Origin of the sequence: Duganella sp. 1224 (assembly GCF_013408245.1) — a bacterium.
Taxonomy (GTDB): Bacteria; Pseudomonadota; Gammaproteobacteria; order Burkholderiales; family Burkholderiaceae_D; genus Rugamonas.
Window position 1 is genome coordinate 2,062,121 of record NZ_JACBYS010000001.1, and the last position, 17,017, is coordinate 2,079,137.

The window sequence follows — 17,017 nt, forward strand, 5'->3', positions numbered from 1 at the left end:
TTCTCACTTCGATTCTTATTAAAGGAGTTGTACATGCCCCGTCACCTGCCCCTGCGCCCGATGTTGCTGGCGCTGTCGATGATGTACGCCGGCCATGCGGCCGCCGCCGACGATGTGCCCGCCGACCAGCCCGAAGCCCAGATGCAGACCATCACCGTGACCGGCGCCGCCGACCACGACTCCTACACCGCCCGCGCCACCAAGTCGGCCGGCAAGCTGGAATTGTCGCTGCGCGAGACGCCGCAGTCGATTTCCGTGGTCAGCCGCGCGCTGATGGACGACTTCAAGCTGGACAACATCAACCAGGTGCTGTCCACCACCACCGGCGTCACCGTCGAAAAGGTCGAAACCAGCCGCACCTACTACACCGCGCGCGGCTTCGACATCGTCAACTTCCAGTATGACGGCGTCGGCATGCCGGTGGTGTTCGGCAACGTCCAGGGCGACCTCGACACCGCGCTGTACGAGCGCATCGACGTGGTGCGCGGCGCCAACGGCCTGATGGCCTCGACCGGCAACCCGTCGGCCACCATCAACTTCATCCGCAAGCGCCCGACCGCCAGCACCCAGGCCAGCGCCAGCCTGACGCTGGGCTCGTGGAACCAGCGCCGCGTCGAGGGCGACGTCAGCACCAAGCTCAACGACAGCGGCACGGTGGCCGGCCGCGCCGTGCTGGTGCACCAGCAAGGCGACTCCTACCTCGACCGCTACCAGCCGAAAAAAGACGTGGCCTACGCCGTGGTCGACGCCCACCTGAACAACGACACCGTGCTGACCGTCGGCCACAGCTACGAAACCAACCGCAACAAGGGTCCGATGTGGGGCGCGCTGCCGCTGTACTACACCGACGGCACGCCGACCGACTACCCGGTCGGCACCAGCACCTCGGCCAACTGGTCGCGCTGGGACACCACCAACCACACCACCTTCGCCGAACTGAATCACGACCTGGGCCAGGGCTGGCATGTGCAGGGCACGCTCAACTACATCACCGACAAGTCCGACTCCGACCTGCTGTACGTCTACGGCACGCCGGTCAAGGGCGTGGGCGGCGGCCTGTATGCCTACCCGTCGCAATACGCCGCCGACCAGAAGCAGACGCTGGCCGACATCGCGGTCGACGGCAAGTTCACGCTGGGCGGCCGCCAGCACGACCTGGCCTTCGGCTACAGCTGGTCGCGCTCCAGGCTGGACGACATCTCCCGCTACGGCCAGGGCATCGGCACCGAGCTGCCGGGCCAGACCGCGTTTGACGGCAGCTATCCCAAGCCGAGCTTCGATGCCTCCACCGACGGCAGCCACTACGAGGATCGCCGCAACACCGTCTACCTGGCCGCGCGCTTCAACCCGGCCGACGACTGGAAGGTGCTGGCGGGCCTGAACAGCACCCGCGCGCGCAGCAGCGGCATGTCGTACGGCACCAGCAAGTACAAGTCGGCCAGCAAGACCACGCCGTACGTGGGCGTGGTGTACGACATCAGCCGCGAGCTGTCGGCTTACGCCAGCCACACGCAGATCTTCAACCCGCAAAGCGAAACCGACGCCAGCGGCATGCCGCTCGATCCGGTCGAGGGCAAGACCACCGAGGCCGGCCTGAAGGCGGCGCTGTTCAACAACAAGCTGAATGTGTCGGGCGCGGTGTTCAAGACGCGGCAGAACAACACCGCCGAGCAGGCCGGCGTGATCGGCGCCAAGGCTTATTATCGCGGCGTCAATGCGCAGTCGGAAGGGTTTGAATTCGACAGCTCGGGCGAGCTGGCCAAGGGCTGGGAAGCCAGCGCCGGCCTGACGCGACTGACCTCGCTGAAGGGCGACAACGGCCAGGCGGTGCGCACCTACGTGCCGCGCACCACGCTGCGCGTCAACACCACCTACCGCCTGCCGGCCCTGCCGCAACTGAAGGTGGGCGGCACGCTGGCGTGGCAGAACGCAATCTGGATCGACCAGGGCGGCGGCATCCGCACCACGCAGGCATCGTACGCCACGCTGGGCCTGATGGCGCGCTACGAGATCGACAAGCACCTGTCGCTGTCGGTCAACCTGAACAACGTCACCGACAAGAAGTACCTCACCAGCTTGTACTGGACCCAGTCGCTGTACGCGGCGCCGCGCAACGGCAGCGCCACGCTGACCTGGACCTACTAAGCGACCCTGACCACCGGCGCGGCCAGCAGCTGCGCCAGTTTTTCCGGCGCCAGCGGGCGGCTGAACAGATAGCCCTGCATCTCGTCGCAGCCGTTCTCGCGCAGGAAGCTGCGCTGCTGTTCGGTTTCCACGCCTTCCGCGATCACCCGCAGCTTGAGGCGGTGCGCCAGCCCGATGATGGAGCTGGCGATCGCCTCATCGCCGCTGCTGCGTCCCAGGTCGCGCACGAAGGACTTGTCGATCTTCAGCGTCGAGATCGGGAACGACTTCAGCGCCGACAGGCTGGAATAGCCGGTGCCGAAATCGTCGATCGACAGCGACACGCCCATCGCCTTCACCGCCGTCATCTTGGCCACCGCCTGCTGCAGGTCGCGCATGATGACGCCCTCGGTCACCTCCAGCTCCAGCCACTGCGGCGCCAGGCCGGCATCGGCCAGCGCGCGCCGCACCCGCTCCACCAACTGCGGATCCTCGAACTGGCGCGGCGACACGTTAACCGAGATGCGCAGCGGCGGCAGGCCGGCGTCCTGCCAGGCGCGGTTCTGCGCGCAGGCGCTGCGCAGCACCCAGTCGCCCAGCGCCACGATCATGCCGCTCTCCTCGGCCAGCGGTATGAAGCGGTCCGGCCCAATCACGCCGTGCTCCGGATGCTCCCAGCGCACCAGCGCCTCGACGCCGAACACGCGGCCGTTGTGCAGGTCGACCTTGGGCTGGTAGACCAGGCGCAACTGGCCGTCGTCCAGCGCGCCGCGCAGGCCTTCCAGCAGCACCAGCTTTTCCTCGATGCTGGCGTTCATCTCGCGGGTGTAGAACTGGATGTTGTTCTTGCCCAGTTCCTTGGCGCGGTACATGGCGGCGTCGGCGTTCATCAGCAGCGTGCCGGCGTCGCCGCCGTCGTTGGGATAGACCGCCACGCCGATGCTGCAGCTGACCTGCACCTCCTGGCCGCTGACGCTGATCGACTGCAGCACCGCCTCGCGCACCCGCTCCAGCACCGGCGCCGCGTCCACCACCGAGCCCGGCTCGTCGAGCAGCAGCACGAATTCGTCGCCGCCGAAACGGCCGACGGTGTCGCTGGCGCGCAGGCAGCCGGACATGCGCTCGGCCACCACCTTGAGCAGCTCGTCGCCGGCGTTGTGGCCCAGGCCATCGTTGACCAGCTTGAAGCCATCGAGGTCGATGAAGGCCACCAGCACCGCGCCGCCATTGCGGCGCGCGTGCGAGATGGTGTGATCGAGACGGTCGGCGATCAGGCTGCGGTTCGGCAGGCCGGTCAGGGTGTCGTGGTGCGCCAGGTGCAGCATGCGCTCCTCGGCCAGCTTGCGCTCCGAGATGTCGCGCACGATGGCGACGATGCCGCCCTCCACCGCCACCACCTGCTGGTGCAGCCAGCGCGCGCGCAGCTGCGGCACGGTGTTCTGCCATTCCTGTTCGTGCATGCCGCCGGCCTCGATCACCTGGATCAGGTGGCGCAGCATGCCGTTGTGGCGGGCGTCCGGAATCAGCTGGCACAAGGTGGTGTGGCACAGCGCCTGCTTGCTGGTGCCGGTCATCTGTTCGGCGCGCGGATTGGCGTCGACGATGCGGAAATCGGTGATGGCGCCGGCGCCGTCGCGCACCTCGCGCATGACGAAGAAAGCGTCCAGGCTGGCGGCCGACGCCGCCGCGTAGGTTTCCTGCGCGCGCCGCATGCGCGCGCGGGTGCGCGCGCCCTGCCACGACCACAGCCAGGCCAGCGCGGTGATGAACACCAGGCCGGCGCTGAGCACCGCGCCCTCCCACAGCCGGTCGCGCCGCTGGCGCTCGAAGCCGGCCATCAGTTCGCGCTCGTCCAGCCCCACCAGCACGTTGAGGGCGATGCCGTGCAGCTCGCGCAGGCCGCTGTAACGGCCGCCGATCTGGTTGTCGATCTCGCCCTCGGCGGTGCCAAGGCGCTGGCCGAAGGAGATCTTGTCGCCGGTGCGCAGCGCGCGCACCACGCCGTCGGTGCCCACCAGGCCCAGCATGCCGCGCTCGCCCAGGCGGCTGCGCTCATAGCTGCTGGTGAAATAGGCCGGATCGGTTTCGACGATGACGATGCCGGCGAAATTGCCGTCGGCGTCGTCCAGCCGGCGCGTGAAGTGCAGGTGCCAGTCGCTGTTGGCGGCGTCGCGCAGCGCCGGGCTGACGAAGGTGGCGCCGCTGTCATGCTCCTGGTGGAACCGGAAGTAGGCCTGGTCGGCCACCGAAATCGACAGCGCGCGCGGGTGGCTGGCCACCGTCATGCCCTGCTGGTCGACGATGCTGACCACGAACACCACGCCCGGCGGCAGCAGCCCCTGGCGGCCCAGCTCCGGCAAGGCGCCCAGCGCGCCCTTGCGCTCGACCGCGTACTTCAGCATGCGCAGCGTCTGGTCGATGCCGTCGATGCTGCGCGCCACCTGCGCCTCGTAGGTGCCCAGCATCTCCTGCAGCGAGTCGGCGGCGGTTTGCTGCGCGTGTTCGCGCTCGGTGTCGATTTCGTGGAAGGTCACCAGCCAGATCGCCACCAGCAGCAGCAGCGCGAACAGCGGCAGCGACACGTGCGTGTCGAGCCCGCGCCGCAGCCAGCGCGTGGGCAGGGTTTCCCGGGCCGGGGTCATGGCGTCACCTGTATGGCTTTGACGCTGGCATCCAGCGCCGACTTGTCGATGTAGGCGATCATGGCCGGATTGTCGGCCACCAGCTTGCGCGCGGCGGCGCTGCTGGCCAGCTCGCGCGGCGGGTGGCCGCGGCCGGTGAACACCATCTTGGTCCAGTAAGCTTTCATCAGCGCCGGCGTGCGCGCCGCCACCGTGGTGTAGAAGTCGTCGCGCAGCGCGCTGCCGACCGGCAGGTCGAGCGCCACCGCCTCCGCGCCGCCGGGGAAGCGGCCGCTCTGGCCAAGGAAGATCGCCGCCACCTGGTCTGCGCGCAGGCTGCTGACCGGGTTCCTGGCCGAAACGACAACCACGAACTCGGCGGCATCGGCGGCGCCGCCCCAAAGCAGGCACTGCAGGCACAACGCGAGACACCAGCAAAGGCGGACAAGTGGCTTCATCATGATCAGAACACGAAGTCCAGCGCGGCGCTGACGACGCCCACCGGCTGGCCGGCGCGGAAGCCCGGTTGCACGTTGATGAAGGTGCCGGTCGAGCCTTGCAGCGGCAGGATGCGGTCGTACTGCAGCTTGAGCGCGTAACCGGAATGGAAGTCCCAGCGCACGCCGGCGCTGATGGAGTTCTGGCGCGGGATCGCCGCCAGCAGCTGATTCAGGCCGCCGTTCAGCTGGGCGCCGGCCGCCGCGCGCTGCGCGCTCTGGCCGTCCAGGTCCAGGCCCGCCACGCGGTTCGGCACATTCGGGCGCGACACCGCGTAGGTCAGGTAGGGCGTCAGGTCGCCGTGACGGTAGCCGCTGCTGACGTAGGCCACGGTCTTGTCGCCCAGGAAGGAGTGGGCATTCAGGCGCGCGATCTCGCCCATGGCGAACCAGCGGCCCGGATCGTAGTTGAAGCCCAGCGTGGCGACCCAGGCATGCTTGGGGTCCAGCTCATATTCGTCGGCCAGCGCCTGGCCTTGCGCGCCGAAGCCGCGCAGGCCGTCGAACAGCGGCCGGGGGAAGTCCACGCTCAGGTGCGCGCGCAGCACGCTGGCGCGCAGCGTCAGCGCGCCGGTGGTGGCGGTGTGCGAGACGCCGCTCAGGCCATGCGCCTGCGCGCGCGTGCCCGGCGTGGCCGGCACGTCGGCGCGGCCGTAGAACAATTGAGTGACGTTATTGGTCCTGCCGACCTGCCAGCGGTAGCTGACATCGACGCCATCGCTGCTTGACAGCGGAATCGCGCCATACACCTCCACCGGCGGCCGCACCCACGGCAGTGCGTAGCCGGCCTTGCGGTAGTCGCCGGTCAGGAACAGCGGCAGCGTGATGCGGCCGGCGCGCAGCGACAGGTCCGGCGTCGCCCGGTACTGCAAATAGGCCCATTCCACCGATGGCGTGTAATGGTTGCGCAGTGTGCGCTCCGAGACCAGTTGCACCACCGCCGACCAGGCGCTGTTCAGGTCCACGCCGGCCTGCACGCCGACGCGGCTATCCACCGTCGGGCTCCAGCGGCGGCTGTAGCCCACCGCGCCGGGACTGAGGTCGTTGGCGGTGAAGTCGGCCTGATCGGCATTGCTGCGCGCCACGCCCAGCGTGCCGAAGCCGCCGAAGGTCCAGCGCGGCCCGGTGTCCGCCTCCGCCGCGTCCGCAGGCTCGCCTGCCAGGGCTGCACAGCAGCTCAGCATCATGACGGTGGCCAGCGAGGCCCGGTGTGTCGGCGCGAAGGTGTTGGTCATACGATTCCTGTTATCTGCATCGGCAACCCCACTACCGGACGGCACGCGGCCGCGCACGCTGGCTGCACGCGGCGGCGTCTGGTCTTGAGACGTGGTGGGAAGAGTGTTCGGCCTCAGGCCGGCTAAGGGAGCCGCTGGAGGCGCGCGAGGGCACAAGGCTGGGGTGCCGGTCCGAAGAACTGATCGGACAACAGCACTTTATACTGCATTAAAGCAACTGTCGATACTTTAGAGCAATGTACCAACAATTCTCTCCAAAAATCACACTTTTGATACAGGTGTGATAACGGTTATGTTATTTTTTGCATCATCTTACTGGGGCGCCAATGCCTGCATCAGCTTGTCGATGCTATAAGGTTTCAATAAAACCTGCGCCCCTTCCAGCGGCGCGCCGGGGTACTGGCCGCTGGCGTAAATGATGCGCAGCGCCGGATGCAGGGCGCGCGCCCGCGCCGCCAGCAGTTCGCCGGACATGTCGGGCAGCGAGATATCGGTCAGCAGGATGTCGAGCGGGTGGGCGGCCAGCAGCGCCAGCGCGCCGGCGGCGTCGCCGGCCGCGTGGACCTGGTGGCCCAGCAATTGCAGCAGCTCGGCGGTGGTGTCGCGCAGTTCCGGCTCGTCCTCCACCAGCAGGATGCGCGCCGCGCCCGGCGCCGGCGCGGCGGCGGCGGCGGCGGCCGTGACCGGCAAGGCGGCCGGTGCCAATGCCGCTGCCGCTGCCGCCGCTGCAGCTGCCGGCGCCGCCAGCTGCGCATGCTGCTGGCGGTTGGCCAGCACGTGGCGAATCTTGCGCGCCAGCGCCTCGCGCGTGTACGGCTTGCCCAACAGGTCGACGCCGGCGTCCAGCCGGCCGCCGTGGACGATGGCGTTCTCGGTGTAGCCGGAGGTGAACAGCACCGCGATGCCGGGTTGGCGCTCGCGCGCCTTGCGCGCCAGGTCGGGACTGCGCAACGGCCCGGGCATCACCACGTCGGTGAACAGCAGGTCGATGTGGATGCCGCTGTCGATGATGTTCAGGGCGCCGGCGGCGTCGCTGGCCTTCAGCACCTGGTAACCCAGTTCGCTCAGCAGCTCGACCACGGTGGCGCGCACGCCCTCGTCGTCCTCGGCCACCAGGATGGTCTCCCTGCCGCCGATGACGGCGCGCGCCTCGGGCGGCAGCGCCGCGTCCTCGGCCTCCATCGAGCGCGGCAGGTACAGCTTGACGGTGGTGCCGCTGCCAGGCTCGCTGTAAATCTTGACGTGGCCGCCCGACTGGCGCGCGAAGCCATACACCATCGACAGTCCCAGGCCGCTGCCCTTGCCTTCCGGCTTGGTGGAGAAGAACGGGTCGAAGGCCTGCTCCAGCACCTCCGGCGTCATGCCGCTGCCGGTGTCGCTGACGGCGATCATCACGTACTGGCCGGGCTGCAGTTCGGGATGGGCGGCGGCGTAGGCGTCGTCCAGGTGGGCGTTGCCGACCTCGATGGTCAGCTTGCCGGCGCCGTCCATCGCGTCGCGCGCGTTGATGCACAGGTTGAGCACCGCGTTCTCCACCTGCGTGGTGTCCACCAGCGTGTTCCACAGGCCGCCGGAGATCACCATCTCCACCTCGATCTCCTCGCCCAGGCTGCGGCGCAGCATGTCCTCCATGCCGGCGATGAAGCGGCCGATCTTGACCACGCGCGGATCCAGCGCCTGGCGGCGGCCGAAGGCCAGCAGGTAGCTGGCCAGGCGCGCGCCGCGCGTGACGCCGGCCAGCGCGTTGTCCAGCCGCCGCTCGGCGCGCGGATTGCCGGCCACGTCGCCGGCCAGCAGCTGCAGGTTGCCGGAGATGACCTGCAGCAGATTGTTGAAGTCATGCGCCACGCCGCCGGTCAGCTTGCCGATCGCCTCCATCTTCTGCGACTGCTGCAGCGCCGCCGCCGTGCGCTTGACCTCCTCCGCCGCCGCGCGTTCGGCCGTCATGTCGCGGCCGACGGCGTGCACATAGCGCGCGTCCGGCGCCGCCGTCCACGACAGGATGGCGTAGCCGCCGCCCTTGCGCGCGGTGCGGTTCTCGAAGCGGAAGGTGGTGGCGCCGCTGGCCAGCGAGTCCATCTCCGCCATCGACGCCGGCAGATCGTCCGGATGCACCAGCGTGTACACCGAGGTGCCCAGCACCTCGGCCGCCTCCCAGCCCAGCAGGCGGGTGAAGGCCGGGTTGACCGACTTGATCCAGCCCTGCAGGTCGGTCACCATCATGACGTCGGTCGAGTACTGCCACATGCGGTCACGCTCGGCGGTGCGCTCGGCCACCTGCCGCTGCAGCATGGCGGCGGTGGACTTCTGGTCCTGGATGTCGGTGTTGGTGCCGACCCAGCCGCGCACCGTGCCGTGTTCATCGACGATCGGCAGCGCGCGCACCAGGTGCCAGCGCCAGGCGCCGTCGGCGCGGCGGATGCGGAACTCGTGTTCGTAGGTGCGGCCGGCGGCGATGGCGTCCCACCACTGGGCGGCGGCGGCGTCGCGGTCCTCCGTGTGCAACATCTGGCGCCAGCGTTCGCGGTCCAGCGCTCCCGGCGGTGTGCCGCTGTAGCGGTACACCTGGTCGTTGAACCAGTCGACGATGCCGTCGGCGCCCGAGGTCCAGACCTGGATCGGCATCGACTGCGCCAGCGTGCGGAAGGTGGTTTCGCTGGCGCGCAGGCGTTCGCTCTCCTCGCGCAGCGCCTGTTCAGCCTTGACCTTGGCGGTGGTTTCGATCACCACCACCATCACGCCCACCGGCGTGCCGTCCTCGTCGACGATCGGCGAGTAGTCGAGATTCATCCACACCTGCTCCGGCCGGCCGGAGCGGTGCAGCGTCAGCTCCTGGTCGACATAGGCCAGCGTCTCGCCGGCCAGGCCGACCTTGATCACGTGGTCGTTGAACTCGGCCACCTCCGGCCAGGCCTCGCGCACATTGGCGCCCAGCGACGCCGGATGGCGGCTGGCGGCAAACACCGCGTAGGCGTCGTTGTAGATCATCACGCCCTCGTGGCCCCACAGCGTGACCAGCGGTACGGGCGAGCGCAGGATCAGCGCGATGGTGGTTTTCAGCGACTGCGGCCAGCGCGCCATCGGCCCCAGCGGGGTCTTGCTCCAGTCGTGGGCAGCGATGATGTGCGCGAGTTGGCCGCCGCCTTGCAGGAATGGAGGAATCACAGCCGAACGTCACAAATTGAAGGTGGCTGGATTATAGCTTTGTCTAGCACAAAAAATCGCGCGACTGAACAATCGTGCATTGCCGATGATACAAATATCCGCTAACATGTGAGAATAGGAATCATTATCATTCTGGAGTCGCATGGATATCCCGCAAGAACTGCGCAAGCTCGGCCTGAAGGCCACCCTGCCCCGCCTCCGCATCCTGCAATTGTTCCAGGAGTCGAAGAGCAAGCACCTGAGCGCGGACGACGTCTACCGCCTGCTGCACGACGAGCACATCGACATGGGCCTGGCCACCGTCTACCGCGTGCTGATGCAGTTCGCCGACGCCGGCATCCTGATCCGCCGCCAGTTCGAGGCGGTGGCCTCGGTGTTCGAGCTGAACGAAGGCGGCCACCACGACCACCTGATCTGCACCAACTGCGGCAAAATGGAGGAGTTCTTCGACCACGCGATCGAGCAGCGCCAGGAGGCGGTGGCGGCCGAGCGCAATTTCGTGCTGCACCAGCACTCGCTGTCGCTGTACGGCTTGTGCGGCGACTGCGCGGCCAGCATCAAGCCGATGGCCGCGAAGAAGCCGCGGCGTCTCTGAACAGCGCCTCGACAAAGTCGACAAACACCTTGATGCGCGCGGCGCGCTGGTGGCGCTGCGGGTACAGCACCGCCAGGTCCGGGCCGTCCGCCTGCCACGGCTCCAGCAGCGGCACCAGCGCGCCGCTGCGCAGCGGCGCCGCCAGCGACAGCGTCAGATGCTGGACGATGCCGCCGCCGCGCACCGCCATTTCAATCAGCGACTCCACGTGGTCCATCGCCACCGCGCCGCGCGGCGTGGAGGTGAACGGCTGGCCGTCCTGCTGGAAGGCCCAGGGCCGGATCTGGCGCGCGCGCGGGTAGACGAAATTCAGGCACGGCAGCCGGTCCAGCTCATCCGGGTGCTGCGGGCGGCCGTGGCGGGCGATGAAGTCGGGCGCCGCGCAGCAGATGTAGCGGTTGCGGAAAATGCCGCGGCCCACCAGCGAGGAATCGGCCAGCTCGCCAATGCGCAGCATCACGTCCACGCCCTCGTCCACCATGTCGATCAGGCGGTCGTTGGCGCTCAGGCGCACGCTCAGTTCCGGGTGGGCGGCCAGGAAGCGCGGCAGCGCCGGCGCCACGTACTCGCGCGCCACGATGGCCGGCATGTCGACCCGCAGGCTGCCGCGCGGCGCGCTCAGCGCGTCGCTCAGGCTCGATTCCAGTGCGTCCATCTCGTCCAGCAGCCGGCGCGCCTGCTCCAGGCAGCGCCGGCCCTCCTCGGTCAGCGACATGCTGCGCGTGGTGCGGGCCAGCAGCCTGACGCCGAAGTGCGCCTCCAGCAGGCCGACCTGGTGCGTCACCGACGAGGTCGAGATGCCCAGCCTGGCGGCGGCGCGGCTGAAGCCGCCGGCATCGACCACCGCGCAAAACACCTTCAATGCATCCAGCCTGTCCATCCGCCGCCTCCCGATTATTCACGCTTGCAGGATACTGCATCCCGGCTTGCCCCGTTTTTCCCGGCGCCGCGCCACGCCACAATGGCGCCATCATTCAATCACGGGAGTCATCATGCAAGCCATCGTTTTAAGCGCCTTCGGCGCCCCGCTCACCCTGCAGGATATCGCACGTCCGGCCGCCGGGCCAGGCCAAGTGCTGGTGCGCGTTCACGCCAGCGGCGTCAATCCGCTGGACACCAAGATCGCCGCCGGCCAGGCCGGCCACGCGCAGGCGGTGCTGCCGGCGGTGCCGGGCATCGACCTGGCCGGCGTGGTCGACAGCGTCGGCGCCGGCGTGCAGGGCTACGCGCCGGGCGACCGCGTCTACGGCATGACCGGCGGCGTCGGCGGCGTGGCCGGTTCGCTGTCCGACTACGTGGCGGTGGACGCGCGCCTGCTGGCGCCCATGCCGGCGCGGCTGACCATGCGCGAGGCGGCGGCGCTGCCGCTGATCTTCATCACCGCCTGGGAAGGCCTGGTGGACCGCGCCCGCGTGGCGCCCGGCATGACGGTGCTGGTGCACGGCGGCGCCGGCGGCGTCGGCCACATGGCGGTGCAACTGGCGCTGGCGCGCGGCGCGCGCGTGTCGGCCACCGGCAGCGCCGCCCAGCGCGCCACCATCGAAAGCCTGGGCGCCACCTTCATCGACCGCGACACGCCGGTCGAGGACTATGCCGGCGACGGTTACGACATCGTCTACGACACCGTTGGCGGCGCGGTGCTGGACGCCTCGTTCCGCGCCGCGCGCCGCTACACCGGCCACGTGGTCAGCTGCCTGGGCTGGGGCACGCACGCGCTGGCGCCGCTGTCGTTCCGCGCCGCCACCTATTCCGGCGTGTTCACGCTGCTGCCGCTGCTGACCGGCGAGGGCCGCGCCCACCACGGCGAGATCCTGCGCCAGGCCAGCGCGCTGGCCGCCGCCGGCCAGCTGCGGGTGCTGCTGGACCCGGTGCGCTACACGCTGACGGCGGACAGCGTCAGCGCCGCCCACCGCGCCCTCAGCGCGCGCAGCGCCAGCGGCAAGGTGGTGGTGGAGGTGGCCCCTACGGCGTGAGCGTGTCGGCCTCGCCGAACGACGCCGGCGGGGCAAAGCGCAGGCCCGGATTGGCGAACATCTTGACCGGCCTGGATTGGGCGTCGCGGATGTAGCCGAACTGCCCCGGGTCGTAGCGGAACTCGCCGGCGCCGTTGACGATGGACAGGCCGCCGGCGCTCACGTGCACGTGCAGGCCGGGCGCCAGGCCGTCGGCCGCCGCCGTCAGGTACTCCAGGAAGAAGGTGGTGCCGCGGATGCCGATGGTGGCGCTGGGCGTGCGGATGGCGAACTTTTCCTTGCTGCGCTTGCCCAGCAGGCCGCTCACCGAGCGCAGCCCGCCCTTGACCAGCGTGAAGGCGGCGCGGTCGGCGGCCGGCTGCGCGCCGTCAAAGGCAAACTGCTCGATGGTCAGCGTGGTCGACGGCTTGAGCGCCAGTTCGCTGTTGTCGATGAAGCGCACCAGCGCATAGGTATCGGCGGCGGTGATCAGCGTGTCGCCGCTTTCCACCTCGGACAGCGCCCGCAGCGGCTTGACCGCGCCGGACGGCGAACGCGCGCTGAGCGGGCCGCTGGCCTGCACCACGGTGCCGGCCACCTGGGCGGCGTGGGCGCCCTGCGCGGCCGCCGCGCCCAGCATCCATACGAGAAGAAGAAAGAGACGCCGCATGGCTGTATGCTCCGACTGGAAAAGCCGCCAGCATACAGCAAACCCGGCCAGTCGCGTCAGACCAGCCCGGCGACGTAGTTCATGCCGCCGCGCGCCGCCGCCGGCCGCTGGCGCGGCTTCATGGTCACCACCACCGGCACGTCGATCACCTTGGCCTCCTGGCGCTGGTCGGCGGCCAGCTTGAACACGCTGGCGCTGCGCGCCAGGCGCTCGGCCTGTTCCTGCAGCGAGACGATGGCGGCCAGCGATTCCTCCACCAGCGCGGCGTTCTGCTGGGTCACGCTGTCCATCGCGGCCAGCGTGCGGTTGACCAGTTGCAGGCCGATGCTCTGCTCGCGGGTGCCGGCGCTGATGTCAGCCATCAGCGTGGCGCCGCGCAGCACGCCGCCCACCACGTCGTCGATGGTGGCGCTGGCGTCCTTGACGGTCTGGCCGCCGCCGCGCACCTCGGCCAGCGACTGCGTGATCAGTTCCTTGATTTCCCTGGCCGACTGCGCGCTGCGCTGGGCCAGCGCGCGCACCTCGCCGGCCACCACGGCAAAGCCGCGGCCATGTTCACCGGCGCGCGCCGCCTCCACCGCCGCGTTCAGCGCCAGCAGATTGGTCTGGAAGGCGATGCCGTCCATCAGGCCGATGATGTCGCCGATGCGGCGCGACGAGGCGCTGATGCGTTCCATGGTGGCGGTCACCGCCGATACCGCGCCCTCGGCCTCGCGCGCCACCATGGCGGTCTGCGCCATCAGCTTGTGGGCCTGCTCGGCCTTGTCGGCGTTGTGGGCGACGGTGGTGCTGAGTTGCTCGACGGTGGCGGCGGTTTCCTCCAGCGTCGCCGCCTGGCCCTCGGTGCGCTGGGCCAGGTCGCCGGTGCCGGCCGCCATCTGCGACGCCGCGCTGGCGATGGTGTCGGTGCCGCCGCGCACCTGGGTCACCATGCGCTGCAGGTTGACGCTCATCTGCTGCATGGCGCGCAGCAGCTCGGCGGTCTCATCGCGGCCGGCGCCGGCCGCGTCCACCCGCAGGTCGCCGTCGGCGACGCGGCGCGCCACCTCGACCGCGCGCGCCAGCGGCACCGAGATCAGGCGCGCCACGCGGCCGGCCAGCAGCAGGCCCAGCACCAGCGCGCCGGCCATGCAGCCGAAGATCAGGTGGCGCGCGTGGCGGTAGGTCTGGTCGGCCGACTGCGCCGCCTGGGCGCTGCCGGTCTCGTTGATCGACACCAGCTTGTCGATCAGCGCCATCGCCTCGAAGTCGTACTTGCGCGATTCGCCGCGCACCACCGCCAGCGCCGCCACGTCGTCGCCGCGGCGCGACAGCGCCACCACCTGGCGCACCGCGCCGCGGTAGGCGTTCAGCGACGCCTGCAGTTGGGCGACGATGGCCATCTCGGCGTCGCTGCGCGGCTGCGCCGCGTAGGCGGCCAGCGCGGCTTGCACCTGTTGCATCTGGCTTTCCATGTCCTGCTCGTACTTGCGCAGGATGTCCGGCTCGGTCGAGACCACGTGGAACAGCTCGAAGGTGCGGAAGCGGGTCAGGCCGTACTTGATGTCCAGCGCGTTGCGCACGCCCGGCGCCCAGCGGTGGTCGATCTGGTTGGTCACGCGGTCCAGCTCATACAGCTGGAACACCGAGAACACGCCCAGCGCCATCATCATGGCCAGCACGGCGGCCACCACCACTTGCAGTTTTTTCGCGATCTTCAGGTTGCGGAACCAGTTCATGGCCATCTCCTAAGCTAGTGCTGTTTTTATGCGGCCTGCAGCTGCAGGCTCCCTTCGAGAAAATTCAGCGCCGACGCCGCCGGCAGCGGACGGCTGTAGTAATACCCCTGGATCTCGTCGCAGCGCCAGCCGCTCAGCATGGCGCGCTGGGTTTCCGACTCCACGCCCTCGGCGATCACGGTCAGGCCGAGCGCGTGGCCCAGGCTGATGGTGGCCTGGACGATGGCGCTCTGCTGGCTGACGTGCATATTGCGCACGAACGACTGGTCGATCTTCAGCTTGTCGATCGGGAAGCGCGACAGGTAGGCCAGGCTGGAATAGCCGGTACCGAAATCGTCGATGGCCAGCTTCAGGCCCAGCGCGCGCAGCCGGTGCAGCAGCGCGATCGCGCTCTCGGCGTCTTCCACCATCACGCTCTCGGTGATCTCCAGCTCCAGGCAGGAGGGGTCGACGTGGGTGCTGGCCAGCAGGTTTTCCAGGTGCGCCAGGAAGCCCGGCGCGGCGAACTGGCGCGGCGAGATGTTGACCGCCACCGACACCCGCTGGCCGGTTTCGGCCTGCCACACGCTGATCTGGCGGCAGGCCTCCTCCAGCACCCAGCTGCCGATGCCGACGATCAGGCCCGACTCCTCGGCCAGCGGGATGAACTCGGCCGGCGAGATCAGCTTGCCCAGGCGGCGCCAGCGCAGCAGCGCCTCGAAGCCGATCAGGCCGCCGTCGGTCAGCGCCTGCTGCGGCTGGTAATGCAGCTCCAGCTCGTCGCGCTCGACCGCGTGGCGCAGCAGCGCCTCCATGTCCAGCCGTTCGCCGGCTTCGGCGTTGAGCTGCTGCGAATAGATTTCCAGGCGGTCGCCGCCGGCCTTGCGCGCCGCCTGCAGCGCGGCGTCGGCGTTGCGCAGCAGCGCGTCCGGGTTGGCGCCGTGCTGCGGATAGGCCACCGCGCCCAGGCTCAGCGTGGTGTAGATCTCGTGGCCCTCGCAGTCGTACGGGTTGCGCACCTCGTCGCGCAGCACCGACAGCGCGTCGGCCAGCGCCAGGTCGCTGCACTCCATCTGGTACAGGATGGCGAAGTTGGCGCCGTCCAGGCGGAACACCTCGCCGCCGTTGCGCTCGGCGGCGCCGCGGATGCGCTCGGCCAGGCCGATCATCACGCGGTCGCCGAAGGCGTGGCCAAAGCCGCCGATGATGCGCGAGAAGCGGTCGATCGTGCCCAGCACCACCACGTGCGGCGCCGGCGGCAGCGTGGCCAGGCGCGCCTCGAAGCTGCGGCGGTGCGCCAGGCCGGTGAGCGGGTCGTGGCGCGCCTGGTGGCTCAGTTCGTCCTCCACCCGCACCCGGGCCCGCACGTGGTACAGCATGAACAGGCAGGTGACCAGCGCCAGCACGTCGAACACGTGCACCAGGCCGGTGATCCAGCCGATCGCGCGGTTGGCCATGGTGCCGTTGTCGTAGATCGCGTCCTCGACGCTTTGCTGCAGGCCGTCGAGACGCAGGCGCAACTGCTTGACCTCGTCGTTCATGCGGATCAGCACGGCGCGCGCGGCGGCCGGGTCGCGGTCGACCTGGCGCTCGAATTCCGGCGTCAGCGCGATGATGCGCTGGTAGCCGTCGCGCAGTGCACCCAGCTCCGGGCCATCGCCCAGGCTGGGACGCAGTTGCGCAAGGGTGGCATCGAGCTCGCCGCGGCCCATCGCCTCCAGGAACTGGAAGCGGCCCGGCGTGATCGAATTGGTGAAGCGTTTGTCCAGCGCCAGCTGGTAGCGCAGCAGCGCGCTCTCGAAATCGCCCAGGTAGCGCATCTGCGGGATGGTGCGGTTCAGCAGCGGGGTTTCGTTGCGGCGGATGTTGTGCGCGGTGCGCTCCATCACCAGCGAGAGCGTGACGCTGGCCACGATCACCAGCAGCAGCAACACATAGATGAGACGACGCGACTTGCTACTGCTGGCGATAGGTTTCATGGATTACTCCTCGGCGTGGGTCGGGAAGCTGCCGCTGGCCTGGTTCAGGCACCGCAGCAATTCGTTGGCCTCGAAAGGCTTGCTCAAAAAGCAAGATGCGCCATTTTGCAAGGCGCGCTTGCACAGGTTGGCCTCGGGGAAGGCCGTCATCAGGATCAGCGGCAGGCGGTTGCCGTCGCGGCGCAGCTGCTCCAGCAGCTCGATGCCGCTCATGCCCGGCATCTGCAGGTCGGTGACGATGCAGTGGTAATCGCCGAGCGCGCCGGAGGCCAGCAGGGCCAGCGCCGAATCGTAGGCGTGGGCTTCGTAGCCGTAGGAGCGCAGCAGGCTGCGCAGCCCCACGCGCACGGACTCATCGTCGTCGACGATGGCGATATTGGAAAAATGTGGATCCGGATCTGACACTGGTGACTCCCTGGTTCGGACGGCAGCTCGCGGCCGTCCAGCGCATGGGAGAACAATACCGTTCAGCGCGGGTTGAG

The 17,017-nt window shown here is 69.1% G+C and carries 12 protein-coding genes; 3 read left to right on the forward strand and 9 right to left on the reverse strand.

Translation table 11 applies throughout. From position 1 onward, the window contains the following. Nucleotides 1-33 precede the first annotated feature (33 nt). Nucleotides 34-2,145, forward strand: a complete 2,112-nt coding sequence (locus FHW58_RS09160) for a TonB-dependent siderophore receptor (protein WP_229265096.1) — start codon at nt 34-36, stop codon at nt 2,143-2,145. On the opposite strand, the gene FHW58_RS09165 is transcribed toward FHW58_RS09160, so the two are convergent. From FHW58_RS09165 to FHW58_RS09180, 4 genes are all read right to left on the reverse strand, one after another. Beyond that, nucleotides 2,142-4,766 carry an EAL domain-containing protein gene (locus tag FHW58_RS09165; RefSeq protein ID WP_179672717.1) on the reverse strand — a complete coding sequence of 875 codons (2,625 nt, stop codon included), beginning with the start codon at nt 4,764-4,766 and terminating at the stop codon, nt 2,142-2,144. The genes FHW58_RS09160 and FHW58_RS09165 overlap by 4 nt on opposite strands. Next, a complete protein-coding gene (locus FHW58_RS09170; protein WP_179672718.1) occupies nt 4,763-5,206 on the reverse strand; it encodes a phosphate ABC transporter substrate-binding protein in 444 nt (147 codons plus the stop codon). The genes FHW58_RS09165 and FHW58_RS09170 overlap by 4 nt, the downstream gene beginning before the upstream one ends. Before the next feature lie 2 nt (nt 5,207-5,208). Beyond that, complete coding sequence (locus FHW58_RS09175; protein WP_229265097.1) at nt 5,209-6,477, reverse strand: hypothetical protein; 1,269 nt, start codon at nt 6,475-6,477, stop codon at nt 5,209-5,211. Nucleotides 6,478-6,789: 312 nt separating this feature from the next. After that, nucleotides 6,790-9,642, reverse strand: a complete 2,853-nt coding sequence (locus FHW58_RS09180) for a PAS domain S-box protein (protein ID WP_373996645.1) — start codon at nt 9,640-9,642, stop codon at nt 6,790-6,792. A gap of 142 nt (nt 9,643-9,784) precedes the next feature. Between FHW58_RS09180 and fur the strand changes: the two genes are divergently transcribed. Continuing rightward, nucleotides 9,785-10,237, forward strand: coding sequence for a ferric iron uptake transcriptional regulator (gene fur / locus FHW58_RS09185; RefSeq protein ID WP_179672719.1), 453 nt, complete (start codon nt 9,785-9,787; stop codon nt 10,235-10,237). Here the strand turns inward: fur and FHW58_RS09190 are convergent. Further along, on the reverse strand, nt 10,200-11,117 hold the full coding sequence (locus FHW58_RS09190) for a LysR family transcriptional regulator (RefSeq protein WP_179672720.1): 918 nt from the start codon (nt 11,115-11,117) through the stop codon (nt 10,200-10,202). The genes fur and FHW58_RS09190 overlap by 38 nt on opposite strands. 112 nt (nt 11,118-11,229) lie before the next feature. On the opposite strand from FHW58_RS09190, the gene FHW58_RS09195 reads away from it, so the two are divergent. Beyond that, complete coding sequence (locus FHW58_RS09195; protein WP_179672721.1) at nt 11,230-12,210, forward strand: zinc-dependent alcohol dehydrogenase family protein; 981 nt, start codon at nt 11,230-11,232, stop codon at nt 12,208-12,210. Here FHW58_RS09195 and FHW58_RS09200 read toward each other — a convergent pair. From FHW58_RS09200 to FHW58_RS09215, 4 genes are read right to left on the reverse strand one after another with little or no spacing between them, the layout of a single operon-like run. Then, complete coding sequence (locus FHW58_RS09200; RefSeq protein ID WP_229265098.1) at nt 12,200-12,859, reverse strand: FecR domain-containing protein; 660 nt, start codon at nt 12,857-12,859, stop codon at nt 12,200-12,202. The genes FHW58_RS09195 and FHW58_RS09200 overlap by 11 nt on opposite strands. Nucleotides 12,860-12,915: 56 nt before the next feature. Next, the gene (locus tag FHW58_RS09205; protein ID WP_179672722.1) at nt 12,916-14,577 is read right to left on the reverse strand and encodes a methyl-accepting chemotaxis protein; all 1,662 of its coding nucleotides are present in this window, start codon (nt 14,575-14,577) and stop codon (nt 12,916-12,918) included. Between the two features lie 26 nt (nt 14,578-14,603). Continuing rightward, nucleotides 14,604-16,535 carry a bifunctional diguanylate cyclase/phosphodiesterase gene (locus FHW58_RS09210; RefSeq protein WP_179672723.1) on the reverse strand — a complete coding sequence of 644 codons (1,932 nt, stop codon included), beginning with the start codon at nt 16,533-16,535 and terminating at the stop codon, nt 14,604-14,606. A gap of 3 nt (nt 16,536-16,538) precedes the next feature. After that, on the reverse strand, nt 16,539-16,940 hold the full coding sequence (locus FHW58_RS09215) for a response regulator (RefSeq protein ID WP_179672724.1): 402 nt from the start codon (nt 16,938-16,940) through the stop codon (nt 16,539-16,541). Between the last annotated feature and the right edge of the window lie 77 nt (nt 16,941-17,017).

What these genes read in the sequence shown, in the direction of transcription:
- FHW58_RS09160 (WP_229265096.1), top strand. Translation starts at nt 34, where the DNA reads ATGCCCCGTCACCTGCCCCTGCGCCCGATGTTGCTGGCGCTGTCGATG.
- FHW58_RS09165 (WP_179672717.1), bottom strand. Translation starts at nt 4,766, where the DNA reads ATGACCCCGGCCCGGGAAACCCTGCCCACGCGCTGGCTGCGGCGCGGG.
- FHW58_RS09210 (WP_179672723.1), bottom strand. Translation starts at nt 16,535, where the DNA reads ATGAAACCTATCGCCAGCAGTAGCAAGTCGCGTCGTCTCATCTATGTG.
- FHW58_RS09190 (WP_179672720.1), bottom strand. Translation starts at nt 11,117, where the DNA reads ATGGACAGGCTGGATGCATTGAAGGTGTTTTGCGCGGTGGTCGATGCC.
- FHW58_RS09205 (WP_179672722.1), bottom strand. Translation starts at nt 14,577, where the DNA reads ATGAACTGGTTCCGCAACCTGAAGATCGCGAAAAAACTGCAAGTGGTG.
- FHW58_RS09175 (WP_229265097.1), bottom strand. Translation starts at nt 6,477, where the DNA reads ATGACCAACACCTTCGCGCCGACACACCGGGCCTCGCTGGCCACCGTC.
- fur (WP_179672719.1), top strand. Translation starts at nt 9,785, where the DNA reads ATGGATATCCCGCAAGAACTGCGCAAGCTCGGCCTGAAGGCCACCCTG.
- FHW58_RS09200 (WP_229265098.1), bottom strand. Translation starts at nt 12,859, where the DNA reads ATGCGGCGTCTCTTTCTTCTTCTCGTATGGATGCTGGGCGCGGCGGCC.
- FHW58_RS09195 (WP_179672721.1), top strand. Translation starts at nt 11,230, where the DNA reads ATGCAAGCCATCGTTTTAAGCGCCTTCGGCGCCCCGCTCACCCTGCAG.
- FHW58_RS09170 (WP_179672718.1), bottom strand. Translation starts at nt 5,206, where the DNA reads ATGATGAAGCCACTTGTCCGCCTTTGCTGGTGTCTCGCGTTGTGCCTG.